The organism is Luteimonas sp. RIT-PG2_3 (genome assembly GCF_054902115.1).
The window spans coordinates 57,827-83,525 of record NZ_JBUBPF010000012.1; the positions used below are offsets into that span (position 1 = coordinate 57,827).

26 protein-coding genes are annotated in these 25,699 nt (G+C 67.3%); 6 read left to right on the top strand and 20 right to left on the bottom strand.

Translation table 11 applies throughout. From position 1 onward, the window contains the following. Nucleotides 1-83: 83 nt before the first annotated feature. Nucleotides 84-1,997, bottom strand: coding sequence for an ATP-dependent zinc metalloprotease FtsH (gene ftsH / locus ACYX7E_RS16165; protein ID WP_462081628.1), 1,914 nt, complete (start codon nt 1,995-1,997; stop codon nt 84-86). A gap of 30 nt (nt 1,998-2,027) precedes the next feature. Then, nucleotides 2,028-2,675, bottom strand: coding sequence for a 23S rRNA (uridine(2552)-2'-O)-methyltransferase RlmE (gene rlmE, locus ACYX7E_RS16170; protein ID WP_462081629.1), 648 nt, complete (start codon nt 2,673-2,675; stop codon nt 2,028-2,030). Between the two features lie 80 nt (nt 2,676-2,755). Here rlmE and yhbY point away from each other — a divergent pair, with 80 nt between their 5' ends. After that, nucleotides 2,756-3,061, top strand: a complete 306-nt coding sequence (gene yhbY, locus ACYX7E_RS16175) for a ribosome assembly RNA-binding protein YhbY (RefSeq protein WP_462081630.1) — start codon at nt 2,756-2,758, stop codon at nt 3,059-3,061. Nucleotides 3,062-3,172: 111 nt separating this feature from the next. Next, nucleotides 3,173-3,550, top strand: a complete 378-nt coding sequence (locus ACYX7E_RS16180; protein WP_462081631.1) for an Mth938-like domain-containing protein — start codon at nt 3,173-3,175, stop codon at nt 3,548-3,550. A 228-nt stretch (nt 3,551-3,778) separates the two neighbouring features. Here ACYX7E_RS16180 and ACYX7E_RS16185 read toward each other — a convergent pair whose 3' ends face one another. From ACYX7E_RS16185 to surE, 4 genes are all read right to left on the bottom strand, one after another. Then, entirely contained in the window at nt 3,779-4,558 is a 780-nt protein-coding gene (locus ACYX7E_RS16185; protein ID WP_462081674.1) for a peptidoglycan DD-metalloendopeptidase family protein, read from the bottom strand. Nucleotides 4,559-4,724: 166 nt separating this feature from the next. Next, nucleotides 4,725-5,339 (bottom strand): YqaA family protein, encoded by a 615-nt coding sequence (locus tag ACYX7E_RS16190; RefSeq protein WP_462081632.1) that lies wholly within the window; start codon nt 5,337-5,339, stop codon nt 4,725-4,727. Beyond that, entirely contained in the window at nt 5,336-6,034 is a 699-nt protein-coding gene (locus tag ACYX7E_RS16195) for a protein-L-isoaspartate(D-aspartate) O-methyltransferase (RefSeq protein WP_462081633.1), read from the bottom strand. The genes ACYX7E_RS16190 and ACYX7E_RS16195 overlap by 4 nt, the downstream gene beginning before the upstream one ends. Then, the gene (gene surE / locus ACYX7E_RS16200) at nt 6,031-6,813 is read right to left on the bottom strand and encodes a 5'/3'-nucleotidase SurE (protein ID WP_462081634.1); all 783 of its coding nucleotides are present in this window, start codon (nt 6,811-6,813) and stop codon (nt 6,031-6,033) included. Before surE ends, ACYX7E_RS16195 begins: the two co-directional genes overlap by 4 nt. 145 nt (nt 6,814-6,958) lie before the next feature. Between surE and ACYX7E_RS16205 the strand changes: the two genes are divergently transcribed. Next, complete coding sequence (locus ACYX7E_RS16205; RefSeq protein ID WP_462081635.1) at nt 6,959-7,504, top strand: Smr/MutS family protein; 546 nt, start codon at nt 6,959-6,961, stop codon at nt 7,502-7,504. 64 nt (nt 7,505-7,568) lie between these two features. Here ACYX7E_RS16205 and truD read toward each other — a convergent pair whose 3' ends face one another. From truD to ACYX7E_RS16250, 9 genes are all read right to left on the bottom strand, one after another. After that, on the bottom strand, nt 7,569-8,645 hold the full coding sequence (gene truD / locus ACYX7E_RS16210) for a tRNA pseudouridine(13) synthase TruD (RefSeq protein WP_462081636.1): 1,077 nt from the start codon (nt 8,643-8,645) through the stop codon (nt 7,569-7,571). Beyond that, nucleotides 8,642-9,166: a 2-C-methyl-D-erythritol 2,4-cyclodiphosphate synthase gene (ispF, locus tag ACYX7E_RS16215; RefSeq protein ID WP_462081637.1), complete on the bottom strand. Its 525-nt coding sequence runs from the start codon at nt 9,164-9,166 to the stop codon at nt 8,642-8,644. The genes truD and ispF overlap by 4 nt, the downstream gene beginning before the upstream one ends. 105 nt (nt 9,167-9,271) lie before the next feature. After that, nucleotides 9,272-9,964, bottom strand: a complete 693-nt coding sequence (gene ispD, locus ACYX7E_RS16220; protein ID WP_462081638.1) for a 2-C-methyl-D-erythritol 4-phosphate cytidylyltransferase — start codon at nt 9,962-9,964, stop codon at nt 9,272-9,274. Nucleotides 9,965-9,977: 13 nt separating this feature from the next. Then, nucleotides 9,978-10,319: a cell division protein FtsB gene (gene ftsB, locus ACYX7E_RS16225; RefSeq protein WP_462081639.1), complete on the bottom strand. Its 342-nt coding sequence runs from the start codon at nt 10,317-10,319 to the stop codon at nt 9,978-9,980. A gap of 16 nt (nt 10,320-10,335) precedes the next feature. Continuing rightward, nucleotides 10,336-11,622, bottom strand: coding sequence for a phosphopyruvate hydratase (eno, locus tag ACYX7E_RS16230; protein WP_462081640.1), 1,287 nt, complete (start codon nt 11,620-11,622; stop codon nt 10,336-10,338). Continuing rightward, the gene (locus ACYX7E_RS16235) at nt 11,619-12,131 is read right to left on the bottom strand and encodes a hypothetical protein (RefSeq protein ID WP_462081641.1); all 513 of its coding nucleotides are present in this window, start codon (nt 12,129-12,131) and stop codon (nt 11,619-11,621) included. Before ACYX7E_RS16235 ends, eno begins: the two co-directional genes overlap by 4 nt. 20 nt (nt 12,132-12,151) lie before the next feature. After that, on the bottom strand, nt 12,152-12,985 hold the full coding sequence (gene kdsA, locus ACYX7E_RS16240) for a 3-deoxy-8-phosphooctulonate synthase (protein WP_462081642.1): 834 nt from the start codon (nt 12,983-12,985) through the stop codon (nt 12,152-12,154). Further along, on the bottom strand, nt 12,982-14,664 hold the full coding sequence (locus ACYX7E_RS16245; protein ID WP_462081643.1) for a CTP synthase: 1,683 nt from the start codon (nt 14,662-14,664) through the stop codon (nt 12,982-12,984). The genes kdsA and ACYX7E_RS16245 overlap by 4 nt, the downstream gene beginning before the upstream one ends. 257 nt (nt 14,665-14,921) lie before the next feature. Continuing rightward, entirely contained in the window at nt 14,922-15,245 is a 324-nt protein-coding gene (locus ACYX7E_RS16250; RefSeq protein ID WP_462081644.1) for a hypothetical protein, read from the bottom strand. Between the two features lie 367 nt (nt 15,246-15,612). On the opposite strand from ACYX7E_RS16250, the gene parE reads away from it, so the two are divergent. After that, nucleotides 15,613-17,502, top strand: coding sequence for a DNA topoisomerase IV subunit B (gene parE / locus ACYX7E_RS16255; RefSeq protein ID WP_462081645.1), 1,890 nt, complete (start codon nt 15,613-15,615; stop codon nt 17,500-17,502). Between the two features lie 244 nt (nt 17,503-17,746). On the opposite strand, the gene ACYX7E_RS16260 is transcribed toward parE, so the two are convergent. From ACYX7E_RS16260 to ACYX7E_RS16275, 4 genes are all read right to left on the bottom strand, one after another. Next, complete coding sequence (locus ACYX7E_RS16260) at nt 17,747-18,301, bottom strand: gamma carbonic anhydrase family protein (protein WP_462081646.1); 555 nt, start codon at nt 18,299-18,301, stop codon at nt 17,747-17,749. Then, nucleotides 18,298-20,217: a CocE/NonD family hydrolase gene (locus ACYX7E_RS16265; protein WP_462081647.1), complete on the bottom strand. Its 1,920-nt coding sequence runs from the start codon at nt 20,215-20,217 to the stop codon at nt 18,298-18,300. The genes ACYX7E_RS16260 and ACYX7E_RS16265 overlap by 4 nt, the downstream gene beginning before the upstream one ends. 152 nt (nt 20,218-20,369) lie before the next feature. Continuing rightward, nucleotides 20,370-21,764, bottom strand: a complete 1,395-nt coding sequence (locus ACYX7E_RS16270; RefSeq protein ID WP_462081648.1) for an APC family permease — start codon at nt 21,762-21,764, stop codon at nt 20,370-20,372. Nucleotides 21,765-21,854: 90 nt separating this feature from the next. Next, a complete protein-coding gene (locus ACYX7E_RS16275) occupies nt 21,855-22,742 on the bottom strand; it encodes a beta-keto acid cleavage family enzyme (protein ID WP_462081649.1) in 888 nt (295 codons plus the stop codon). A gap of 233 nt (nt 22,743-22,975) precedes the next feature. On the opposite strand from ACYX7E_RS16275, the gene ACYX7E_RS16280 reads away from it, so the two are divergent. Beyond that, nucleotides 22,976-24,031 carry a Gfo/Idh/MocA family protein gene (locus ACYX7E_RS16280; protein ID WP_462081650.1) on the top strand — a complete coding sequence of 352 codons (1,056 nt, stop codon included), beginning with the start codon at nt 22,976-22,978 and terminating at the stop codon, nt 24,029-24,031. Nucleotides 24,032-24,071: 40 nt separating this feature from the next. Then, nucleotides 24,072-24,677: a TetR/AcrR family transcriptional regulator gene (locus tag ACYX7E_RS16285; RefSeq protein ID WP_462081651.1), complete on the top strand. Its 606-nt coding sequence runs from the start codon at nt 24,072-24,074 to the stop codon at nt 24,675-24,677. Between the two features lie 82 nt (nt 24,678-24,759). Here the strand turns inward: ACYX7E_RS16285 and ACYX7E_RS16290 are convergent, their stop codons facing one another. Further along, nucleotides 24,760-25,674: a LysR family transcriptional regulator gene (locus ACYX7E_RS16290; protein ID WP_462081652.1), complete on the bottom strand. Its 915-nt coding sequence runs from the start codon at nt 25,672-25,674 to the stop codon at nt 24,760-24,762. Nucleotides 25,675-25,699: the final 25 nt, after the last annotated feature.

The window sequence follows — 25,699 nt, forward strand, 5'->3', positions numbered from 1 at the left end:
TCACGCCCCGCACAAACGACAACGGCGCCGATCATCGGCGCCGTTGTCGGATCGGGCCCGCCCCAGGCGGGACCCTCGTTGGATCAGGTCTGCTCGGCAGGCCCGCCGATCGGCGGCATCGGCCGTGAGGGCGTGCCGCCATCGCTGTCGCTGTCGTTGCTGGGTTTGTTCCAGCCCATTGGCGGCGGCGGCGTCCGGCCTTCCATGATCGCGTCGATCTGGGGCACGTCGATGGTCTCGTACTCCAGCAGCAGCCTGGACATCGCATGCAGCTTGTCCAGGTTCTCGGTCAGAATCTTCGTGGTCTTGTCATAGGCCTTGTCGAGGATGCTGCGCACGACCTCGTCGATCTTGCGCGCGGTATCGTCGGACACGCTCTTGTGCTGGGTGACCGAACGACCAAGGAACACCTCGTCCTCGTCCTCGCCGTAGGCGATCGGACCGAGCTCATCGGACAGGCCCCACTTGGTGACCATGTTGCGGGCCATCTTGGTCGCGCGCTCGATGTCGTTGGACGCGCCGGTGGTGACCTTGTCGGTACCGAAGATCAGCTCCTCGGCGACGCGTCCGCCGTACAGCGAGCACAGCTGCGATTCGATCGCGACGCGGTTCATCGAATAGCGGTCGCCCTCGGGCAGGTACATCGTCACGCCCAGTGCCCTGCCGCGCGGAATGATCGTGACCTTGTAGACCGGGTCGTGCTCGGGCACCAGGCGACCGACGATCGCGTGGCCGGCCTCGTGATAAGCGGTCAGCGTCTTCTCGTCCTCGCTCATCGCCATCGAACGGCGCTCGGCGCCCATCAGGATCTTGTCGCGGGCACGGTCGAAATGATCCATGCGCACTTCCTTGCCGTTCTCGCGTGCCGCGAACAGCGCCGCCTCGTTGACAAGGTTGGCCAGGTCCGCGCCCGAGAAACCGGGCGTACCGCGCGCCACGATCATCGGCTCGACGTTGTCGGCCAGCGGCACCTTGCGCATGTGCACGCGCAGGATCTGCTCGCGGCCCTTGACGTCGGGCAGGCCGACGACGACCTGGCGATCGAAGCGACCCGGACGCAGCAGCGCCGGATCGAGCACGTCGGGACGGTTGGTCGCGGCGACGACGATCACACCCTCGCCCCCCTCGAAGCCGTCCATCTCGACCAGCAACTGGTTCAGGGTCTGCTCGCGCTCGTCATGACCGCCGCCCAGGCCCGCACCACGATGGCGGCCAACGGCGTCGATTTCGTCGATGAAGATGATGCACGGCGAGTGCTTCTTGGCCTGCTCGAACATGTCGCGCACGCGGCTGGCGCCGACGCCGACGAACATCTCGACGAAGTCCGAACCCGAGATCGAGAAGAACGGCACCTTCGCTTCGCCGGCGATCGCCTTGGCGAGCAGCGTCTTGCCGGTACCGGGCGGGCCGACCATCAGCACACCGCGCGGGATCTTGCCACCCAGCTTCTGGAACTTGGACGGATCGCGCAGGAACTCGACCAGCTCGGACACTTCTTCCTTGGCCTCGTCGCAACCGGCGACGTCGGCGAAGGTGACCTTGGTCTGGTCCTCGTTGAGCAGCTTGGCGCGCGACTTGCCGAAGGACATCGCGCCCTTGCCGCCGCCCTGCTGCATCTGCCGCATCATGAAGAACCAGAAACCGATTATCAGCAGGACCGGCAGGAAGTTCAGCAGCAGCGACCACAGCAGGTTGCCGGTTTCCGGCGGCGCCGCCTTGATCTCGACCTTGTGGTTGATCAGATCGTCCATCATGCCTTCGTCGCGGCGCGGCGCGATCACGGTGCCGGTCTGGCCACCCTTGCTCTCGAAGGAAATGGTCTTCTCGTCGCTGGCGATGTCGACCTTCTTGATCTGGTCGCGACGCACCTGCTCCATGAACTGTGAATAGAGCATTTCCTGGCTGGCGCCGGGCTTGGGGTTGAAGCTCTGGAAGACCACCATCAGAACGACGGCGACCAGCACCCAGAGCATCAGATTCTTGAACAGATCGTTCATCGTGACCTTCTCGATTCCTTGAAACGCATCCTACTTGATTGCCGCCAGCTTGCCCTGTGCCAGCGCATAGACTTCCGGCGAACGTTGCCGCGATGCCGCAGGCTTGCGGATCACGACCTTGGTGTAGCGCCTGCGCAGCTCCTTGACGTAGTCATCGAACCCCACGCCCTGGAACAGCTTGATCAGGAACGCACCGCCGGGACGCAGGTGACGGTCCGCGAACTCCATCGCCAGCTCCGCGAGGTACATCGCGCGCGGCTGGTCGACGGCATCCACTCCACTCTTGTTGGGGGCCATGTCGGACAACACAAGGTCGACCATCTGGCCGTCGAGCGTCGTCTCAAGCATCGACAAGACCGAATCCTCGCGAAAATCCCCGACCAGGAACTCCACGCCGGCCAGGGGCGGCATGTCGAGGATGTCCAGGGCGACCACCCGTCCCGGACGCGCCTTGTCCAGCCGGTCCAGCTCCTGGCGAAGCCACTGCGACCACCCCCCGGGCGCGGCGCCCAGGTCGACGACCAGCATGCCGGGCTTGAGCAGCTTGTCGCGGGCGACCAGTTCCTCGAGCTTGTAGGCCGCGCGCGAACGCATGCCCTCGGCCTGCGCCTTTTTCACGAAGGGGTCGGAAAAGTGTTCCTTGAGCCAGCGCTGGCTGCTTTTGCTGCGGGTGGCCATGGCCTGGGGACGCCTGTGCATCGGGTGAAGCGGATCGGCATGATACCCTGCATGCCCTAATCCACTTGATCGATTCCGTCATGAGTACCGCCCTGACACCCGCCCAGAACCGATTCCTGCGCGGACAGGCCCATGGGCTGAAGGCCATGCTGCAGATTGGTGGCAAAGGCCTGACCGACGCCGTCGTCAGCGAAATCGAAGGCGCCCTCGAGCACCACGAGCTCATCAAGGTCCGTGTCGACGCCAGCGATCGCGATGAACGCGACAGTATCATCCAGGCGGTCGCCACCCGGACCGGCGCGGCCCTGATCCAGCGGATCGGGCATATCGCCGTGCTGTACCGCCCCAGCGAAGAACGGCGCCAGATCGTCCTGCCGCGCGGCTGACCGAACCCGACAAGCTCGCCTTCCCCGCTGGCGGGACAGGCGCCGGCGCAGCCTCGATCCCTGCCGGCTCGCGCCACACCCGCCCATGCCAGCAGGACAGGGAGTGCATCGATGCAGCTGATCCTGGAAACACCGGACTACGACTACTTCCTGCGCGGTGCCGACGGCGCCAGCGCCTTGGTCAACGACCGTCGGTTGGCGGCCAGCTTCATCGTCTCGCCGCACGCGCTGGTCGAGACCTGGCCGGTCACCGATGCCCGCTCGCTGAGCCCGGCCGACCTCGAGCCCCTGCTCGCCCTGGAACCTGAACTGATCGTGCTGGGCACCGGTGCCGGGCAGGCGTTCCCGCCGCCCGCGACGCTGGCGGCTTGCCTCAGCCGCGGTATCGGGCTGGAGTCGATGACCAATGCCGCCGCCGCACGCACGTTCAACGTACTGGCCAGCGAAGGCCGCCGGGTCGTGGCGGGGTTCGTACTGGCGGGTGCCTAGAGGCTGCGGGCCGCGGACGGATCGGTTCGATCCGTGCCATCGATTCGCCGAGGCGGGGCCGCCCCACCCGTCAGGCCCGACCCGCGCCGATCAACGCGCGGGCATATACCACAGCGGGTCGACCGGACGGCCGTTGTAGCGGGTGAGCCGTGCTTGCATGCCGCCCCGGCCGACAGCACGGCGCGCTGCGCCGGGCCGGAGATCCGCACGTCAGACCTCGAGAATCGATCAGCGCGCGGGGAGGTACCGCAATGGATCGACCGGGCGGCCGTTGTAGCGGATCTCGAAGTGCAACATGTCGCGCGCGGCGCCGCTGCGGCCCATCTCGGCGATCTGCTGGCCCGCCTTGATGCGGGTCCCTTCGTTGACCAGCCGGGTGCGGTTGTGGCCATAGGCCGACAGCCACTGGTCGTCGTGCTTGATGATCACCAGCTCGCCATAGCCAACCAGCCCGGAACCCGAGTAGACGACCACGCCATCGCCGGCCGCACGCACCGGCTGCCCGCCGGTACCGGCGATGTCCACGCCCTGCTTGGTCGGGTCGCCATTGGTGAACCGGGTGATGATCTGGCCATCGGTCGGCCAGCGCCAGCTGACGGAGCTGGAGGCCGGCGCCTGCACCGGCGGCTGCGGCGGGGCCTGGGTCGGCCTGACCGGTTGCGCGGGACGGCTGCCGGTTGCGGCCGGCGGGCGCGCAGCGGTTGCGGTGGGTGCACGTCCCGCACTGCTGCCGGGCGGATACAGGCGCAGGCGCTGGCCGGGGTAGATCGTGTAAGGCGGCTGGATGCCGTTCCACATCGCCAGGTCGAGCGGGCTGATGCCATGGTTGACGGCCAACCGGTACAGGGTATCGCCGCGCTGGACGCTGACGTTCTCGCCCGGCCGAGGCGTCGAGGGACGCGCCGCAGGCGACGCGCTTCCCGGCTCGCGGACCACGCGACTGCTGCCGCATCCCACCAGCACCAGCAGCACCAGTGTCCCGATCATTGCCTGCCACGCCATCCGCATCATCCGCCCGGTGTCCTCCTGTTGCCTGTCATTCCATGCGCTCCCTGGAGCCCGTTCAATGCCTGTCGCGACAGCGAAGACAAGCCCGTGCATGCATGTGTCCCGGAGCCGTTCGAACGCCGCGCGCGCATCGCATCGCCAGCACGGCGCAATTGTGCAGAGGTCCTTATGCCGTAAACCCCTTGAACAGGAGATAGCCGACGCCTGCCGCCAGCAACGCGGTGGCGACCCAGCCGATCGGTTCGATGTAGCGATACAGCGCGCGCTCGGCACGCTCGCCGCCAAGGCGGATCGCCAGTGCGATCAGATAGACGCGCTTGCCGCGGCCGACGAACATGCTCAACAGGAACGGCAGCATCGGTACGCCGACGACGCCCGAGGCCCAGGTGAAGATCTTCATCGGGATGGGTGTGAACCCGGCCAGCACCAGCAGCCAGAACGCTTTCCATGGGCTTTCGGCGACGATCTCGCGCAGCGAGGCGACCTGCGCGTCGATGCGGTCGATCCAGCCCAGTGCGGTCAGGGCCGGCTTGACCGCCTCATAGGCGAAATGCCCGAGCAGGTAGCCGATCACCGCGCCGGCCATCGAACCGGCCAGGCTCAGCGTCGCGAACCAGAACGCGCGCCGCGGCTGCGCCAGCGACATCGGCGCCAGCATCACCTCGGGCGGGATCGGAAACACGATCGCCTCGAAGAAACTCAGCCCGGCGAGGAACGTCGGCGCGCGCCGGTGGCGCGACAGGCCCAGCGTGCGCTCGTACAGCGGTGCGAAGAGCTTCATCCGTCGATGGTCCCTGACAGCAGTGGCACGAAGACGACCGAAGCCAGTTCTTCGCGGGTGACGTTGCCGGCCTCGTCCTTGCGCAGCATCAGCAGGGTCTGCGCGCCCGAGGCGCCGACAGGCGCCACCAGGGTGCCGCCCGGGGCAAGCTGGTCGATCAGGGTATCCACCAGTGCCGGCGCTCCCGCCGTCACCAGGATGCCGTCATAAGGTCCGTGCTCGGGCCAGCCGATGCGGCCATCATCGTGCTTGCTGCGGATGTTGAGGCCAAGCGAGCGGAAGCGCTTGCGCGCGACGCGCAGCAGTTCGCCGATGCGCTCGACGGTGTAGACGTCCAGTCCCACCGCGGCCAGGATCGTCGCCTGGTAGCCCGACCCGGTGCCCACTTCCAGCACCTTGCGCGGCTGCGAATGCGCGAACAGGGCCTCGGTCATGCGTGCGACCACCCAGGGCTGCGAGATCGTCTGGCCCTGCCCGATCGGCAACGCGGTGTCCTCGTAGGCGCGCGTGGCCAGCGCCTCGTCGACGAACAGGTGGCGCGGCACGGTGCGGATCGCGTTGAGCACGCGCTCGTCCTGGATCGCCTGTGTCCCCGGCGCACCGGCGCGCAGGCGTTCGATCAGGCGGTCGCGCACGCGCTGCGAGGTCATGCCGACGCCCAGCGCCTCGGGCTGCAGGCGGAGCCGTGCGGTCATGCCTTGCCGACCTTGAGCTCGGACGCCATGCCGCCGACCCAGCTGGCAACCTGTTCCAGCGCCTGGTAACGGGTCAGGTCGACGTGGATCGGGGTGATCGAGATGTTGCCGTAGCGCACGGCATGGAAATCGGTGCCGGGACCGGCATCCATCTCAGGGCCCGCCGGGCCGATCCACCACCAGGTGCGCCCGCGCGGGTCCTGCTGCTGGATGCAGGGTTCGGCGCGATGGCGGTTGCCCAGCCGGGTCACCTCGAAGCCTGCGATGTCCTCCCACGGCCGGTCCGGCACGTTGACGTTGAGGATGGTGTCGGCAGGCAGCGGATCGGCCTTGAGGCGGGCGACGATCTCGACGGCGGCGCGCGCCGCGGTTTCGTAGTGGCGTCCCTTGTGGTCGGCGGTCGCCAGCGACATCGCCACCGCCGGCAGGCCGAGGAAACGGCCTTCCATCGCCGCGGCGACCGTGCCGGAATAGATCACGTCGTCGCCGAGGTTGGCGGTGTTGTTGATGCCCGACACCACGATGTCGGGCTCGAGTTCCAGCATGCCGGTGATCGCGACGTGCACGCAGTCGGTCGGCGTGCCGTAAACGCGCCACACCCCCTGCTCGATCTGCGCGACATGCAGCGGCATGTCCAGGGTCAGCGAGTTGCTGGCGCCGGAACGGTCGCGGTCCGGCGCGACGATCACCACTTCGTGACCGGCGTCCCTGAGCCCTGCGGCCAGGATCCGGATCCCCGGCGCGTCGACGCCATCATCGTTGCTGACCAGTACGCGCATGAACCTCTCTATCTGTGTGAACCGTTGGCGACGCACTTCTGCCGCCATCGCCATGATACCGGATGCCCACCGTGTTCTCGCCCCGGCGTCATTCCCGACCGCCACCGCCGCTGCAACGGTCGCCGCGACCCGTTACGCTGTCGGCATGGCTCGTACGCCCCCCGCCAGCGACGATGACGACGATGCCGCGCTGTTCAGGGCCGCGATCGGCCAGGTCCGGCAACTGGATGCGCCGCCCGCGCCACCCGCGAAGCCGCGCCCACGCTCGACCACCCGGATGGCCGATCTCGACGATGCCGACGCGCGCAGCGAGTTCCAGCGCATGCTCGAGGTCGAAACCCTGGATGCGGGCGACAGCCTGCGCTACCGCCGCGACGAGGTGACGCCGCGCGTGCTGCAGCGGCTGGCGCGTGGCCTGTATGCAGCGCAGGACGAACTCGACCTGCACTACAGCACCGCCAACGTCGCCGAAGCCATGCTGCGCGACTTCATCCGCGAAGCGCGCGTGCACGGTTACGGCTGCGTACGGATCATCCATGGCAAGGGCCGCAATTCCGACAGCAGCATCCCGGTGCTGAAGAACCTCGTCGACCGCGTACTGCGGCGACGCGCCGATGTGCTGGCGTTCCATTCCGCACCCAGCGCCCAGGGCGGCACCGGCGCGGTGCTGGTGTTGTTGAAGCCGGGCTGAGGCGGGGCGGGCCGCGTTGGCCGGGGCAGCGGATGGCGGTGAGCGGATGGCGGTGATCGGAAGATCAGGGCGGCGGGTCGAGCCCCGCCCTGCCGCGTGAGCCGTCCTGGAGCTCGCCCAGTTCATCGAGGACGACGGTGGCATAGGTGCCGGCAGGCAGCTGGAAGGCAAGCTCCAACGCATCGTCGCCGAGCCAGGACCATGCTAGGTCGGCCGGGCGCAGCCGGTTGGCGCGGCGCTCCTGCTTCAAGCCTGCGCGTTCCAGGCCGGCGCGCAGTTTCTTGATGTTCACGTCGTCCAGCGCCGCCAGTTCCAGCGCCTGTACCGCGCCAGTCGTGCGCAGGTCGCCGATGCCCCACAGCGGACCGCTGGGATGGATGTCGAAGCGGGCAAGGCGCTCGGCCAGCACGTCGTTCCACGGCTCCGGACCGAACACGCTGCGGCTGCCGTCGAGCATCCAGACTTCGCCATCGAGTCCCTGGTTCCAGTGCCCGGCCGCGACACGACTGGCGAGCACCCGGTTGAACAATTCCGACCGCGCGGCCGACAGCAGCAGGCCGCGCTGGTCCGGACGGATGCGGCGGCCGGCGAACATCGACAAGGCCTGGCTGACGTTGTCGCCGTCGCGCCCGAAGCGCTGGTCGCCGAAATAATTGGGCACGCCATGCGTGGCGATGTCGCGCAGGCGCGACTCGATGCGCGCGCGGTCGCCGCTGAGCGCGCGCAAGCGCAGCACGAAGCGGTTGCCGGCCAGTGCGCCGCGCGGCAGCTTCTTCGCATGCCAGTCGTGCGCCAGCACGCGCAGGTCGTCGCTGTGCAGCAGGCCGATCTCGGGGGCTTTCTTCTTCGGCAGGTGCACGCTGATGCGCTGACGGGTCACCGCATGCCGGTCCTTCAGGCCGGCGTAGCCGATTGCGGATTCCGCCACGCCCGCCCATTCGGCGATGCGCTTGGCGGCGAACGCGGTATTCATGCCACGCTTTTCGATCGTCAGCAGCAGGTGCTCGCCACTGCCGGAGGCCGCGAACCCATCGATCTCGTCGACCTGGAAATCCTCGGGCGTGCTGCGGATCCAGCCCCTCAGTGCAGCGGCGCCGTGCGCACGCGGCAGGCCATCGGCCAGCGATGCCGCATCGCTCATGCGTCTTGGCCGGTTGCGGCAGCAGTGTTCGTGCCGACCGCCGCGACCAGCAGGCAGACCGCCTGTGCGGCGATGCCCTCGCCGCGCCCGGTGAAGCCCAGTTGTTCACTGGTGGTTGCCTTGACGCTGACATCGCCCAACGCGACGCCAAGGTCGGCGGCGATCGCCTCGCGCATCGCCAGCGCATGCGGACCGATCTTCGGGCGCTCGCAGACCACGGTGATGTCGGCATTGCCGACACGCCAGCCCTGCGCGGCGATCAGGTCGTTGCAATGACGCAGCAGCATGCGGCTGTCGGCTCCTTTCCAACGCATGTCCGATGGCGGGAAATGCACACCGATGTCGCCGAGCGCCAGCGCGCCCAGCATCGCATCGCACAGGGCATGCAGGGCGACGTCGCCGTCGCTGTGCGCGAGCACGCCACACGTGTGCGCGATCCTGACGCCGCCAATGACGACATGGTCGCCGTCGCCGAAGGCATGGACATCGAAGCCCTGGCCGATGCGGATGGATGACTGCATGGTGGTTCCTGTGGGTCTGTTGCCGCTCGCTCCGCAGGAGCGGCCATGGCCACGATGAAGCTCTCGGGGAAAGCCCCGTCGCGGCCATCGCGGCCAAGGTCGCTGCTACGGGAGCGGACGCCGGGAAAGGAGGTATTCGAAATACGCCAGGTCGGCCGGCGTGGTGATCTTGAAGTTGTCTTCGCTGCCTTCGACCAGCAGCGGACGCAGGCCCTGCCGCTCCATGGCCATCGATTCGTCGGTGACCTGCACGCCGGACTCGTGCGCGGACTGCAGCGCACGGGCCAGTTGCAGGCGACGGAACAGCTGCGGCGTCAGCGCGCGCCACAGGCGCTCGCGCGGTTCGGTGCCGTCGATGCCGCCATCGTCGCCGCCACGCTTCAGGGTGTCGCGCACCGGCGCGGCCAGGATCGCGCCGACCGGGTCGGCACGCCCACGCTCGAGCAGCGCATCCAGGTCGTCCTGCTGCAGGTTCGGGCGGGCAGCATCATGGACCAGCACGAAATCGTCCGGGCGCACGCTGTCGGGCAACGCGGTCAGGCCGGCCAGCACCGAATCGGCACGGGCCGCGCCGCCGATGCAGGCGATCACCGGCTTGCCGGCGATCTCGCGCCAGCCGGGCCAGTGCGGATCGGCCTCGGCCAGGACAACGACCGCGCCACTGATACCGCGATGCGACAACAGGGCCTGCAGGGTATGTTCGATCACCGGCATGCCGGCCACCGTGAGGTATTGCTTGGGCACGTCGCCGCCGAACCGCAGGCCGCGTCCCGCCGCCGGCACGATGACCCAGCTCATGGCGCCGTCCTGTTCACGGCGTCGGCGCCGGTTCGGCCAGCGCGGGTGGCGGCTGCGCGGTCGACGTCGAACGCTCGTCGTCGACCACGCGATAGAACTTCTCGCCGGGCTTGACCATGCCCAGCTCGCTGCGCGCACGCTCTTCGATCGCGGCTTCGCCGGACTTGAGGTCGGTCACTTCGGCCGCCAACGAGGCATTGCGCTGCTGCAGGCCTTCGTTCTGGCGCGCCTGCGCCTCGACCCGGCCCTGCAGGGCCTCGACCTCGCGTGCGCCGCCGTTGCCGAACCACAGCCGGTACTGCAACCACGCCAGCAGCGCGAGCAGCACCAGCAGTGCGATCCGTAGACCACGCATCGTCGAGGTGGCCCGCTCAGCGCTTCAGCGAGACGAACGCGTCGCGGCCGGCGTACTTCGCCCCCGCACCCAGCTGCTCTTCGATGCGCAGCAGCTGGTTGTACTTGGCGACGCGATCGCTGCGGCACAGCGAACCGGTCTTGATCTGGGTCGCCGTGGTCGCGACCGCGATGTCGGCGATCGTGGTGTCCTCGGTCTCGCCGGAGCGGTGCGACACGATCGACGCGTAATTGGCCGCGTCGGCCATCGCGATCGCTTCCAGCGTCTCGGTCAGCGTGCCGATCTGGTTGACCTTGATCAGGATCGCGTTCGCGGTGTGGCTGTCGATGCCTTCCTTGAAGATCTTCGGGTTGGTGACGAACAGATCGTCGCCGACCAGCTGCACCTTGCTGCCGATGCGGTCGGTCAGCTGCTTCCAGCCGGTCCAGTCGTCCTCGGCCATGCCGTCTTCGATGGTGATGATCGGATACTGCGCCGACCAGTCGGCCAGGAAGTCCACGAACTGCTCCGAGGTCAGGCGCTTGTTCTCGCCGACCAGGTGGTACTTGCCGTTGTCGTGGAATTCGCTGGAGGCCACGTCCAGGCCCAGCAGCACGTCGTCGCCGGCGCTGTAGCCGGCCCGGCCGATGGCCTCGAGGATGGTGTCGAGCGCCTCGACATTGCTGCGGAAATCCGGGGCAAAGCCGCCTTCGTCGCCGACCGCCGTGCTCAGGCCGTGGCCCTTGAGCACCGACTTCAGCGCGTGGAAGATCTCGGTGCCTGCGCGCAGTGATTCGGAAAACGTCGAAAAGCCGACCGGCAGCACCATGAATTCCTGGAAGTCGACATTGTTGTCGGCATGCGCGCCGCCGTTGATGATGTTCATCATCGGCACCGGCAGCACCGGCGCACGATCGCCGGCCAGCAGCTTCCACAGCGGCAGCTTGCGCGACGCGGCCAGCGCGTGCGCGTTCGCCATCGAGACGCCGAGCAGCGCATTCGCGCCCAGGCGCCCCTTGTTCTCGGTGCCGTCGAGATCGATCAGGCGCTTGTCGAGGCCGGCCTGGTCGGCGGCATCGAAGCCCTTCAAGGTCTCGGCGATGGTGCCGTTGATGTTGGCGACGGCCTTCTGCACACCCTTGCCCAGGTAACGGGTCTTGTCGCCATCGCGCAGTTCCACGGCTTCCTTCGCGCCGGTCGACGCGCCCGACGGCACGGCGGCGCGGCCGAAGCTGCCATCGCTCAGCGTGACTTCGGCTTCGAGGGTCGGGTTGCCACGGGAGTCGAGGATTTCACGGGCGTGGATGGACTGGATCGAAGTCATGGTGTCAGGCTGGCCTCTTGGTTGAGCCGGGCTTCGACCTGCTTGAGGTCGGCCACGGATAAGGAAGAATGATCAAGGGGGAACGAGCCCTTGAATGGAATAAGCACGGCATCGCTTTCGACAGGCTGGGTGGTGAACACCAGGTAGTCGGTATCGTGATCCAGGAACGGTCCCTCGCAGTTGTTGAGGGCCTGCCGCAGCCATACGCCGGCAACCGGCAAATGGCCCCTCAACACGCGCTGCACGCTGGCGGCGACGACGTCATGGCCCTCGACGTCGTGGCCCTGGCCAGGCGGGCCGCCATCGGCGTGCGACGGCGATGCTGCCGCCGCAGGGGGCGTGGGGCCGATACGCGCGACAAACACCAGGGACGACATGTCCGTCAGTTCCGCCAGCGTCGGCCACTTCGCGCCGCCAACGAGACGGCAGGCATTGGCCTGGAACGATGCCAACAACAGCAGCGCAGACAGTCCGGCGAACGCAACGCGCGTCTTCGCCATCACCGCCATGCGCCGCCTGGGTCTGTCCATCAGAGCGAGCTCTCCAGGAACCCGTTCTTCTTGGTGATGCGATCGAGTTCCAGCATCGTTTCCAGCAGCGCGCGCATCTTGTGCAGCGGCCAGGCGTTGGGACCGTCGCTGAGCGCTTCCTCGGGCTTGGGATGGGTTTCCATGAACACGCCGGCAACGCCGACCGCCACCGCCGCACGCGCCAGCACCGGCACGAACTCGCGCTGGCCGCCGGAGCTGTTGCCCTGCCCGCCCGGCAACTGCACCGAATGGGTCGCGTCGAACACCACCGGGCAGCCGGTATCGCGCATCACCGACAGCGAACGCATGTCGCTGACCAGGTTGTTGTAGCCAAAGCTCGCACCGCGCTCGCAGACCATGATGTCGTGGTTGCCGGTGGACTTGGCCTTTTCGACGACCGGCTTCATGTCCCACGGCGACAGGAACTGGCCCTTCTTGATGTTGACCGGCTTGCCGGCCGCGCAGACCTTGCGGATGAAGTCGGTCTGGCGCACCAGGAACGCAGGCGTCTGCAGCACGTCGACGACCGAGGCGACCTCGTCCATCGGCGTGTACTCGTGCACATCGGTCAACACCGGCACGCCGATCTGGCGCTTGACCTCGGCCAGCACGCGCAGGCCAACTTCCATGCCGGGGCCGCGGAAGCTGGTGCCGGACGTGCGGTTGGCCTTGTCGAAGCTGGACTTGAAGATGAAGTGGATGCCGAGCTCGCCGGTGATCTGCTTCAGCTGTCCGGCGACGTCGATCTGCAACTGCTCGGACTCGATGACGCAGGGTCCGGCGATCAGGAAGAACGGCTGGTCCAGCCCGACCTCGAATCCACAAAGCTTCATGCCTGGGCCTCCTTCAGCAGTTTGCCGCCGGCCTGGTGCTCGCGCGCGGCGCGGACGAAGCCGATGAATAGCGGGTGGCCATTGCGCGGCGTCGACAGGAACTCGGGATGCGCCTGGCAGGCGATGAACCACGGATGGTTCGGCAGTTCGATCATCTCGACCAGCAGGTCGTCCATCGACTTGCCGGAGATCACCAGGCCTGCATCTTCAAGCTGGGTACGATAGCGGTTGTTGAATTCGTAGCGATGGCGGTGACGTTCGCCGACGACATCTTTGCCGTAGATCTCGCGCGAACGTGTGCCCGGCTTCAGGCGTTGTTCCTGCAGGCCCAGCCGCATCGAACCACCGAGGTCGCCATCGGCGCTGCGGCGCTCGACTTCACCGGTCTGGGTGCGCCACTCGGTGATCAGGCCGATCACCGGATGCGCGGACTGCTTGTCGTTCTCGGTGCTGTTGGCGCCTTCCAGGCCGGCCAGGTGGCGCGCGACGTCGACCACCGCGGCCTGCATGCCGTAGCAGATGCCGAAATAAGGCACGCCGCGCTCGCGCGCGTACTGCGCCGCCAGCACCTTGCCCTCGAAACCGCGATCGCCGAAACCGCCCGGCACCAGGATGCCGTCGACGCCCGCCAGCACCTGTTCGGCGCCATCGCGCTCGATGTCCTGCGATTCGATCCAGTGCAGGTTGACGCGGCTGCGCTGGCGGATGCCGCCATGCTTGAGCGCTTCGCCGACCGACTTGTAGGCGTCCTTATGGTCGACGTACTTGCCGACGACGGCGATGTTGACGGTATCGATCGGATGCTCGGCGGCATCGACGACGTCCTGCCATTCCGACAGGTCGGCATGCGGCAGCGCCTTGTCGGCCAGCCCGAGGCGCTCGACGACGATCGCGTCCAGCCCCTGCGCATGCAGCCACATCGGGATCTTGTGGATGTTGTCGAGATCGATCGCCGAGATCACCGCCTTCTCGGAGACATTGGTGAACGATGCGATCTTGCGGCGCTCGCCATCAGGCAGCGGCTGCTCGCTGCGGCACAGCAGCACGTCGGGCTGGATGCCGATCGAGCGCAGTTCCTTGACCGAATGCTGGGTCGGCTTGGTCTTGAGCTCGCCGGCGGCCGCGATATACGGCACCAGGGTCAGGTGCATGAACAGTGCCTTGTCGGCGCCGCGATCGGTGCGGATCTGGCGGATCGCCTCCAGGAACGGCAGCGACTCGATGTCGCCGACGGTGCCGCCGATCTCGACCAGGGCGACGTCGAAGCCCTGGGTGGCGGCGTCGATGCAGCGCTTGATCTCGTCGGTGATGTGCGGGATGACCTGCACGGTCGCGCCCAGGTAGTCGCCGCGGCGCTCCTTGCGGATCACGCTCTCGTAGATCTTGCCGGTCGTGATCGAGTTCTTGCCGGACAGGCGGACATTGATGAAACGCTCGTAATGGCCCAGGTCGAGGTCGGTCTCGGCCCCGTCGTCGGTGACGTAGACCTCGCCATGCTGGAACGGGCTCATCGTGCCCGGATCGACATTGATATAGGGATCGAGCTTCATCATCGTCACGCGCAGGCCTCGGGCCTCCAGGATCGCGGCCAGCGAGGCGGCGGCGATGCCCTTACCGAGCGACGAGACGACGCCTCCGGTAACGAAGATGAGCGGGGTGACGGAAGTGGGGGAAGTCATGGGATCGGCGACCCGCTGGAAATCCCCATTCTACAGGCAAGCGGGGACAACTGCCCTGTTTGGATTGCGTCCGGGTGCGCCGCGACCGGCGGACGCCCATCGACGCGGTCACTCAGCTACTCAGGGCCACCGGAACTCCACGCGCCCATGCGGCTCCACGCACCGACAAGCACGGATAAGCACGACAACACCCCGGACCGGCCGGGGCGTTGCGTGTGGGGCATGACCGCTGTAGCCGCGCCCGGGTAGCCCTTGCATCAGGCCGGATCTTCCTCTTCGGGTTCGGCGGCCTGGGTGGTCTCCGGCGGGCGCGCCTGCTGGGGCGGCGCGGCCGTCTCGTGGTTGCGATGAGCCTGCTTGCGGTGCTCGGCCTCCTTCTCGCGGGCGTGTTCGGCGGCCTGCTCGGCCGTCTTGGCGGCCTGCTCGGCGGCCTCGGCATCGATCTGGGCAGCCTGGGCGGCGCGGTTGGCTTCCTGCGCGGCCTCCTGGGTGCGGGCATCCTGCGCAAACGCGGCAGGCGCGGCGCATGCGATCACGGCGCTGACAGCAAGGGCGGCAAATGGGGATGTGCGCTGGGTCATGTCGGTGTCTCCGGATGGGTGGGGCGGCGGGCATTCAAGGCCCGCACTCCGGTCGCTGCGGTCGCCGCGACGCCCCCAACCTAGCCCCCTGGCGCGCAGCCAGCGCTGAACAACGACTACCTCACCCCACCTGCACGTGACGCTAACACATTGGCCAGGAAAGGGTTTTATCGCATCACACCGCGCCACGGACCGGCACAGGACACACGTGTGCCCGGCCGCCGCCCGGTCGCCCGGCCGCTTCACAGGGCCCGGTCGCCCCGGCGTGCCGGCGCGGCCGCCACGACCTGTCGCCAACCTTGACCGCTCCGGTCACGCAGCCCATTCTGGCGCGCTCCCAACGCCCTCCCAGACGACTGCAGCATCGATGAATTCCCGCTACAACGCCGCCGACATTGAAGTTCTTTCCGGCCTGGATCCGGTCAAACGCCGTCCGGGCATGTACACCGACACCACCCGCCCGAACCACCTGGCGCAGGAGGTCATCGACAACGCGGTCGACGAGGCCCTGGCCGGCCATGCGCGCGAGATCTCGGTGACGCTGTTCAAGGACGGCAGCTGCGAGGTCAGCGACGACGGCCGCGGCATGCCGGTGGACATCCATCCCGAAGAGAAGATCCCGGGCATCGAGCTGATCCTGACCCGGCTGCATGCCGGCGGAAAGTTCAGTAACAAGAACTACACCTTCAGCGGCGGCCTGCACGGCGTCGGCGTCAGCGTGGTCAATGCGCTGTCGCTGCATGTGGATGTCTTCATCAAGCGCGAGGGCAACGAGTACCGGATGTCGTTCAAGGATGGCGATCGCGCCACCCCGCTGGAGACCGTCGGTACCGTCGGCAAGAAGAACACCGGTACGCGGTTGCGCTTCTGGCCGGACCCGAAGTATTTCGACACCCCCAAATTCAGCGTGCGCGCGATCCGCCACCTGCTGCGCGCCAAGGCCGTGCTGTGTCCCGGCCTGACGGTAACCCTGCTGGACGAGGCCACCGGCGAGCGCGACCAGTGGCATTACGAGGACGGGCTGCGCGACTACCTGCGCGGCGAGCTGACCGAACGTGAACTGCTGCCGCCGGAGCTGTTCGTCGGCGCATTGAAAAAGGACACCGAGACCGTCGACTGGGCCGTGGCCTGGGTCGTCGATGGCGAGCTGGTGCAGGAAAGCTACGTCAACCTGATCCCGACCGCGCAGCACGGCACCCACGTCAACGGCCTGCGCACCGGCTTCACCGACGCGCTGCGCGAGTTCTGCGACTTCCGCAACCTGTTGCCGCGCGGCGTCAAGCTTGCGCCGGAAGATGTCTGGGACCGCGTCGCCTTCGTGCTCAGCGTCAAGATGACCGACCCGCAATTCAGCGGCCAGACCAAGGAGCGGCTGTCGTCGCGCCAGGCCGCCGGCTTCGTCGAGGGCGCCGCACACGACGCCTTCTCGCTGTGGCTGAACCAGCACACCGAACTGGGCGAGCGCATCGCGCAGCTGGCGATCGAACGCGCCAGCGCGCGCCTGAAGACCGAGAAGCAGATCGTCCGCAAGAAGGTCACCCAGGGCCCGGCCCTGCCCGGCAAGCTGGCCGACTGCATCAGCCAGGACCTGTCGCGGACCGAGCTGTTCCTGGTCGAGGGCGACTCCGCGGGTGGCAGCGCCAAGCAGGCGCGCGACAAGGATTTCCAGGCGATCCTGCCGCTGCGCGGCAAGATCCTCAACACCTGGGAAGTGGCCAGTACCTCGGTACTGGCGTCAGACGAAGTGCACAACCTGGCGATCGCGATCGGTTGCGATCCGGGCAAGGACGACATCAGCGGCCTGCGCTACGGCAAGGTCGTGATCCTGGCCGACGCCGACTCCGATGGCCTGCACATCGCGACGCTGCTGACGGCGTTGTTCCTGCAGCATTTCCCGGCACTGGTACGCGCGGGCAACATCTTCGTGGCGATGCCGCCGCTGTTCCGCGTCGACGTCGGCAAGCAGGTGTTCTATGCGCTGGACGAAGAAGAAAAGCGCCTGCTGCTGGAAAAGGTCGAACGCGAAAAGATGCGTGGCGCGATCAACGTCACCCGCTTCAAGGGCCTGGGCGAAATGAATCCGCAGCAGCTGCGCGAATCGACGATCCATCCCGATACCCGCCGCCTGGTCCAGCTGACCATCGACGACGATGGCGAGACCCGCTCGCTGATGGACATGCTGTTGGCGAAGAAGCGTGCGGGTGACCGGAAGGCGTGGCTGGAGAACAAGGGCGACTTGGCGACACTCGAAGTCTGATCCTGCAATGTGGAAAGCGGCGCGTCATCACCGCCTGCCGTGGCGACGGCCTCGGCATGCCCACGCCGGGAAAAATTGCCTGGCGCGGCTGGAGAACAAGGGCGACCTGGCGACGCTGGAAGTCTGATCCGGCAAGGCGGCAGGCGGTCCGTGGTGACCGCCTGCCGCGTGGGTCCACCTGCTGCTGTCGGCCTGCTGCTGTCGATCTGCTCCGCCTGCCCGTCGCGTGGTTCGTCCGCCGGGCTTACGCCCCAGCCTCGTCCGCCCATTCGGCAAGATAGATGTCCTTGAGGCTGGCGTAGTGATCGGCTGAATCCTGCAGGCCCTGGATCTCCTGCTCGCCCAGCGTGCGCACGCAGCGCGCCGGGCTGCCCAGCCACAACTCGCCTTCACCGACGATCTTGCCCGGTGGCACGACCGCGCCCGCGCCGACGAAGCCGTGCGTCCTGACGATGGCGCCGTCGAGGATGCAGGCGCCCATGCCGATCAGGCAGCGGTCTTCCAGCGTGCAGGCATGGATGATGCAGCCGTGCCCGATCGTCACGTCCGCCCCGATCACCGTCGGCTGCCCCTCCGGGTGCTGCGGCGAAGGATCGTTGACGTGGATGATGGTGCCGTCCTGCACATTGGTGCGCGCACCGATGCGGATGCTGTTGACGTCGCCGCGGATCACCGCGCCAGGCCAGACCGAGACGTCCTCGCCCAGCTCGACGTTGCCGATCACGGTCGCCGCCGGATCGATGTAGACGCGGGCGCCGAGCGTGGGCCGTCGCCCAAGGAAAGCGCGGGTTCTGTTCATCGTTTGACCTGTGCCGGTACGACCGGAAGCAACAGGCGCGAGCGCAGTTCCGGCGTGTGGTGGATGGTGTTGTTGGCGATCCGCCACGTCGTTTGCTCGGCATTGATGCCGCCGAGGTTGAGGTTGCGGTCGAAGCGCGGGAAGTTGCTGCTGGAAATCTCGAGCCTGATCCGGTGGCCGGGCAGGAACACGTTACTGGTCGCGCCCAGCGGCACCGTTACCTCGTAGACACCACCCGGTGCCATCCATACTTCCCTGTCCTGGCCCTCGCGGTAGCGCGCGCGCAGAATGCCTTCGAGGATGTTGAACGCGCGCCCATCCGGGTGCACGTCGACGAGCTTGGCGGTGAAGTCGGTATCGACGACATCGGACGAGACATGCAGGACGACCCGCGGGATGCCGGTGACATCCAGCGCCTGCACCAGCGGCTCGGAGGTGTAGACCAGCACGTCGCTGCGCGCCTCGACCGGACGCTGGTCGAGCGCTCCGGCAACGGCATCGGGACTGCCCGTACAGCACATCGAGCCGCCCCGCGAAGGCACCGGGTTGGCAGGGTCGTAGACGAAGCGGTCGGCGTCCGACCCGGCGACGTGCGCAGCGGCGCCCTCCGCCGGCCTCTCGCGCAGCACGCCATCGCCGGCCAGGCTGTTGGCCCCTCGGGTACTGTCGATCAGGAACTCGCGTTCGACCGTTCCCGCCACCGGCCACTGCCCGGCCTGCTGCCAGCGGTTCCTGCCCATGTTGTAGTAGCGCAGCTTCGGCCAGGCGCGGATCGCTGCGCGCGCGGATGCATCGTCCTTCAGCCAGGCGTCGAACCAGGTCAGGTAGGTCTTGCGGTAGTCGAAACGGGTATCGCCGACCTCAAGCTCGCCGATACGCGTGTGCTCGGACGCGCCGCGCTCGAAATCGCAATGGCTGTGCGGGCTGATGATCGCGAACTGATGGTCGCGCGCGATCTGTGACACCGACGTCGCGCGCAGGTGGTTGAACTCGGCCAGCGTGATGTCAGCGCCGAAGTCATACCAGGAATTGATGAACAGTGCCGGCACGTCGGAGGTATATGCGGGGGTCATGTACGGCAGTCGGCTCCAGTACGGATCGGTCGGCGCGCGCGAGATGTTGTCGGCGAAGTCGGTCGCAGGCATGCCCTGCGCCGACAGCGCATCCTTCATCGGCAGATGCCAGACGGCCTTCCAGAAATCGACCGGCGACGGCTTGCGTGCACGCTCCCAGAGACGGTCGTTGGCGTTGTATTCGGCGCGATCCAGTCCCGCCGGCAAGCGCGGGAACACCTTCTGCCCGTGACTGCCGAACCAGCCGATACTGCCTGCCCACTCCGCCACGCCGCCGACACGGACGCCGAAGTAACGATACTGCTCGCCAAGCGATCCCATCGCGCTGCCCGACGCCTGCGGGATCAGCGCCTTCAGCGCCGGATGCTTCTGGCCGGCCATGAACAGTTGCACGTCGCCCTCGTAGGAGCAGCCATAGGCGCCGACGCGCGCGTTCGACCAGTCCTGCCGCGACAGCCAGTCGACGGTGTCGTAACCGTCGAGGTCATCGCCGACCGACACGATGTAGTCGCCCTCGGACTGGAAGCGACCACGCTTGTCCTGGATCGCCACCGCATAACCGTTGCCGGCGAAGAAACGGATGATCGAATCGCGATCGCGCAGGAAGGCCGCATGCTTGGCGTCCTTGCTGTAGGGCGTGCGGATCAGCACGACCGGCACCGGCCCGGTGGTCGTCGCCGGCAGGTAGAGATCGGTCGCCAGGCGCACGCCATCGCGCATCGTCACGAACACGTTGCGCTCGACCCGCGGCTCGGCAGCCGCCTGCGCCGGAACCGGCACCGAGGCCGCCATCGCCACGCTCAGGGTGCCGGCACACCACAGGCCAGCAAACAGCAATAGCACCGACCGCATCCATCGGCCACGCGTACTGCACGGCCCTGCGGGCGCCTTGCCCCGAAGTGACTTGCCCGTAGGTGACTCGCCCGCAAGTTCCTTGACTGCGAGTGCCTTGACCCTAGGCGTTCCGATCGCAGACGACATCATCGACAGCAGTCTCATGGCGCACACTCCAGCAGGCGGGTGGCGCGCTCGCGCCACGCCAGGAACAGGAAGCCGAGGACACCCCAGCCCACGATCAGGATCCATTCCAGGGGAATCCCCTGCCCGCGGATCAGCGGCTCGAACAGTGCGATCAGCGACATCGCCAGCGAGAACAGCGCACCGAACACCAGCACCGGCGTACCGCCCGGCACCACGAAGGGGGCGGGCGCCGCGGCGCTGCGTCGCAGCTTCAACGCGCCAACGCAGGCCAGCACGAAGGTGAACGCCAGGCAGATCGAGGCCATGTTGACCAGCGGCAGCACCGCGCCGCGACCGAGCAGCATGCCGGCCAGGCTGAAGAAGCCCAGGAACAGCACCGCCGCCGCCGGCGTCGCATGCCGCGGATGCAACCTGCCCAGCGTTTCCGGCAACAGCCCGATGCGCGCCTGCGCCATCACCACGCGTGCGGCGATCAGCACCACCGAGTTCCAGGTCTTCAGCAGCGAGAACGCGGCCGCCAGCAGGATCACCCGGCTCAGCAGTCCGTTCGGCAGCACATGCTCCACCGCGACCGCGGTCGCCAGCGGGGCCCCGGCCAGTTGCTGCCATGGCGTCGCCATCGATGCCGACAGCAGCGCCGCGCAATAAAACAGCACGGCAATGACCACCGACGCGATCATGATCCGCGCGATGGTCTGCGCCGACACCCCGGGCGCGGATTCCTCGATCGCCTGCGGAATGGCCTGGAACCCGTTGAGGAAGAACGCGGTGTTGGCGAAGATCCATGCGGCGCCGATCCACCACGGCGACGCGCCGCCGGAGGCGAACATCGGCGCGATGTTCGCAGCGCTGCCGGTGGCCGACGCCATCGCCAGGGCCACGACCGCCACCGCGAGGAAACCGTAGGTGACCACGCTCTGGAAGCGCACCGCCAGCCGCACGTCGCGATAGTTCAGAAAGGTCATCAGCAGCACGCCGGCCGCGCCCAGAACGACCGCATCCAGCGTGATCTGCTCGCCCATCAGCGTGTACAGGGCCGGTCCCTTGAGCTCGGGAAACAGCACCTGCAGCATCCATGGCAACACGATCGCCTCGAACGCTGCGACCGCGGTCAGGTGCAGCGTGACGAACCAGCCGACGAAGAAGCCGGCGCGGATGCCGAAGATGCGATACGCGAAGATGAACTCGCCGCCGGCTTCCGGCATCCGCGACGACAGCTCCGCGTACACCGCCGCCAGCAGGCACATCAGCACGCCACCGGCCAGGAAGGCCAGGCAGGCCCCGAGCGGCCCGGCGGCCTCCAGCCAGTCGCCCAGTACCACGACCCAGGCCGAGCCGATGATCGATCCGAAGCCCAGTGCGAAATACTGGAAGCGGCCGATGGTGCGCCGTGGTTGTGGCGTGGGCACCGCGGGGGCGCCCACAGACGGAGCTTGTCCGTATCCGGGAGTGCCTGTTGACTTGCGTTGGCTTTCTTCCCGGATCGTCATGGCGGTCTCCTAGCGCTTCAGCCCGAGCATCGCGCGGGCTTCGTCCGGTGTTGCCACCTCGCAGCCGACATCGCGGATGATCCTGACCGCACGCTCGACCAGTTGGGCGTTGGTCGCAAACACGCCACGCTCCAGGTAGAGATTGTCTTCAAGCCCGACGCGGGCGTGTCCGCCCAGCACAACCGACTGCGCGACCATCGGCATCTGCTGCGCGCCGATGCCGAACGCCGCCCACTGTGCGCCCGGCGGCAGCAGGCGCTTCATGTACAGGATGGTTTCGACATCCGACGGCAGGCCCCAGCGCGAGCCCAGCACCATCTGGTACATCGGCGGCGCATCGAACAGCCCCTCGGACACCATCTGGTTCGCGAACAGGATGTCGCCCGGAGCGAACACCTCGATCTCCGGCTTGACGCCAAGCGCCTTGAACGTGGCGGCCATGCGCCGCAGGGTGCGCTGGCTGTGCAGGTAGACGTATTCGAAGTCGCCATCCATCTGGTTCTGGGTGGTGACATCGAGCGAGCACATGTCCGGCAGGTTTTCGCGGATGTGGGCCGTGCGGTTCTCGACCGTGCCCACATCGGTGCCGGGCCCGGCGATGCTGTCGTTCTCCGGATCCGGGACATACAGACCACCGCCGCCGCAGGTCAGGTTGAGCACGGCGCGCAGGCCCTTGGCACGCACCCGCTCGGTCAACTCCTTGAACAGCACCGGATCGCGCGAGCCCTGGCCGGTCTGCGGATTGCGCACGTGCAGGTGCACGGCGGTCGCGCCGGCCTCCTGGGCTTCCAGCGCGGCGGTGGCGATCTGCTCCGGGGTGATCGGAAACGCGGGATGCTTGGGGTTGTACTTGTTCTCGCCCGTGACCGCGCAGGTCAGGATTACTTTGCGTTTCATGATGGCGCCCTTTGGTGGCTGGCTGGATGGTCAGGCAGGAATGGCGTTCTGTCTGGAGGACTGGATCGGATGAAGACTGGATCGGATGCCGAGCGCTGGCGGCGCTGCAGTGCAGCAGGCTTGCAGGCCAGGGGCATTCCGCAGCCCCGCTTGCCGAATTTAAATCATAACCATTATATTAATTGTGGCGCAACTGGCGTCGGATACCTAAAAACGCACGGGGAGACGTCAGCATGGACACACGCTTGCGGGTGGGACTGGTCGGGGTCGGCGCGGTCGCGCAGGTGCACCTGGAGGCCTACCGGAGCCTGCCGCTGATCGAGGTCGTGGCCGCCGCGGACCCGTCGGCCGAACGCCTGGCGACGGTGGTCGCGCGCGAAGGCCTGACCGGCTACGACACGGTGGACGCGATGCTGGCCGCCGAACAACTCGACATCGCCTGCGTGCTGACGCCTACATCGGCGCACGAGGCGGCCGTGCTGGCCTGCGCGCGCGCCGGCGTGCACGTGCTGTGCGAGAAACCGCTGTCGCTGTCGGTGGACGCCTGCGAACGCATGATCGAAGGCTGTCGCCAGCATGGCGTGCAGCTGTGTTATGGCGCCTCGTACCGCTACCTGCCGGCCTTGATCAAGGCCCGCGAGATCATCCTCGGCGGCGGGCTGGGCGACATCCTGCTGTTGCGCGAATTCGCCATCGGCGGGACCGGCATCGAAGGTCGGCAGACGCTGGGGCCGGTGCACTTTCCCGCCGGCGGACCGGGTGGCTCGGGCATGGGACTGGTCGACCATGGCATCCACCTGATCGATACCTTTTCATGGTTGATGGACTCGCCGATCCGTTCGGCCAGCGGACGCGGCAATCGCGCGGGCGCGGCGCAGGGACCGGAATTCATGACGATGGAATTCGGCAATGGCGCGCTCGGCCACCTGCTGTACGAGGACGGCACCTTCGCCACCGAACTACCGACCGAGGGCCACTTTTCTTGGGGTGGTGGCTGGGACGTGTCCGGTCGTGTCGCGCCCGGCCAGTGGCAGGCGCATCCGGGCTGCATCCATGTGCACGGCACGCATGGCGCGCTGCGCATCCATCACTATGGCAACCACCTGTACTGGAGCGATGCGCGTGGCATCCGCCAGATCGAGGTGCGGGGCGATGCGATGCCGGGCAATTTCGCACTGCAACTGGCGACGTTTGCCGATGCGATCCGTGCCGGCGACAACGCACCGGTGCCGGGTGAAGTGGGATTCGCGGCCTGCCGCGCCCTGCTTTCGGTCTACGCCACGCGTTAAGATCCCCCTCATTGCAGTATCGCGGAACAAAGACACCGGCATGGCGGCAGGACGTAAAAAGGGCGATCACGATGCCCGGCGGATACAGATCGCCGAAGCGACGTGCCGGGTCATCCTCAGGATGGGCGTGGAACGGGCCGGCATCGCGGAGATCGCCCGCGAGATGGGCTGCTCCACCGGCGTGGTGATGCATTACCACTCGAGCAAGGCCGAGCTGTTGCTGTTTGCCAAGAACCTGCTGTTCGACACCGTCTACGATCGCGTCGCCCAGGCCCGGCAAGGGCCGGCCGAAATCGACACCCTGGTCGCGATGGGGCGGGAGATGCTGCCGCTGGACGCCGCCGCGGTGGAACGCTGGCGCGTGCTGACCGCATTCAATGGCCTGGCGATCGGCAATCCCGACCTGATGAAGCTGCAGGCCAAGCGCGACCTGCGCTTCACCAAGATCTTCTCCGACGCGATCCGCGAACTGCAGCAGGCCGGCGTGCTGTCGGCCAAGCTCGATGCATTGACCGAAGGCCGCGGTATCGCCGCGCTCGCCGACGGCATCTCCGGCGAAGTGGTCATGAGCCCGGGCACCTGGAAGCCCAGGCAGAGCCTGGCCTTCATGGAACGGCATATCCGGATGCTGGCCGCGGTGCCATGACCGCGTGCACGCCGCGCAACGGTGCGTAACTCTGCGTGCGGCACGCATACCGGCATCCCTGCCCCCTGCTCTCCTCAGGGCATCAGCCCGGACCGGCCACCATGGTCGGCACGGCACGTCCCATCGCCGACTGCATGAAGTCCACGAACACGCGCAGCTTGGGCAGCATGTGGCGACCCGAGGGCCATAGCAGGTGATAGCTGCTGCTGAAGTCGATGTAGTCGTCCAGCACGCTGTGCAGGCTGCCATCGGCCAGTGCGGCGTTAACCGAGAAATCCGGCAGGCAGGCGATGCCGCGACCACGCTGGGCGAAACACAGGCGGGTGTCGATGTTGTTGCAGACCATCGAGATCGGCAGCCGCGCCGCCGCTTCGGCGTCCGGCCAGCGCAGCGGCCATTGCTCGAGCTTTCCGGTCGACGGGAAGCGATAGTGCAGGCACAGGTGCGTGGCCAGGTCCGACGGCTGTCTCGGCGTGCCATGGCGCGCAAGGTAATCGGGCGAGGCCACGAGCCGCTGGCCGAAGTCACCGAGCTTGCGCGCCACCAGTCGCGAGTCGCGCGGCGCTCCGGTGCGGACGACGACATCGAAGCCTTCTTCGATGACATCGACCAGGCGGTCGCTGAAATCCAGGTCGAGCTGCACGCGCGGATAGGCATGCATGAAGTCGGCGAGCACCGGCAGCACCAGCGAACTGACCAGCGGCAAGCTGATGCGCAGCACGCCGCTCGGCGTACCGGCGCGGCTGCACAGCTCGGCCTCGATGTCGTCGATCTCGTCGAGGATGCGCCGGCTACGCTCCAGCAGTTGCTGGCCTTCCGGCGTCAGCGCGATGCTGCGCGTGCTGCGATGGAACACGCGTACGCCCAGCCGGTCCTCGAGCCGCGCGACGCGCTTGCCGACGGCCGACGCGGAAATGCCGAGCTGGCGACCCGCGGCCGCGAAGCTGCGGGTTTCAGCGACGACCACGAACACGCTCAAGCCAGCCAGACGCTCCATGCATGCCTCCATTGCGGACAGAAAC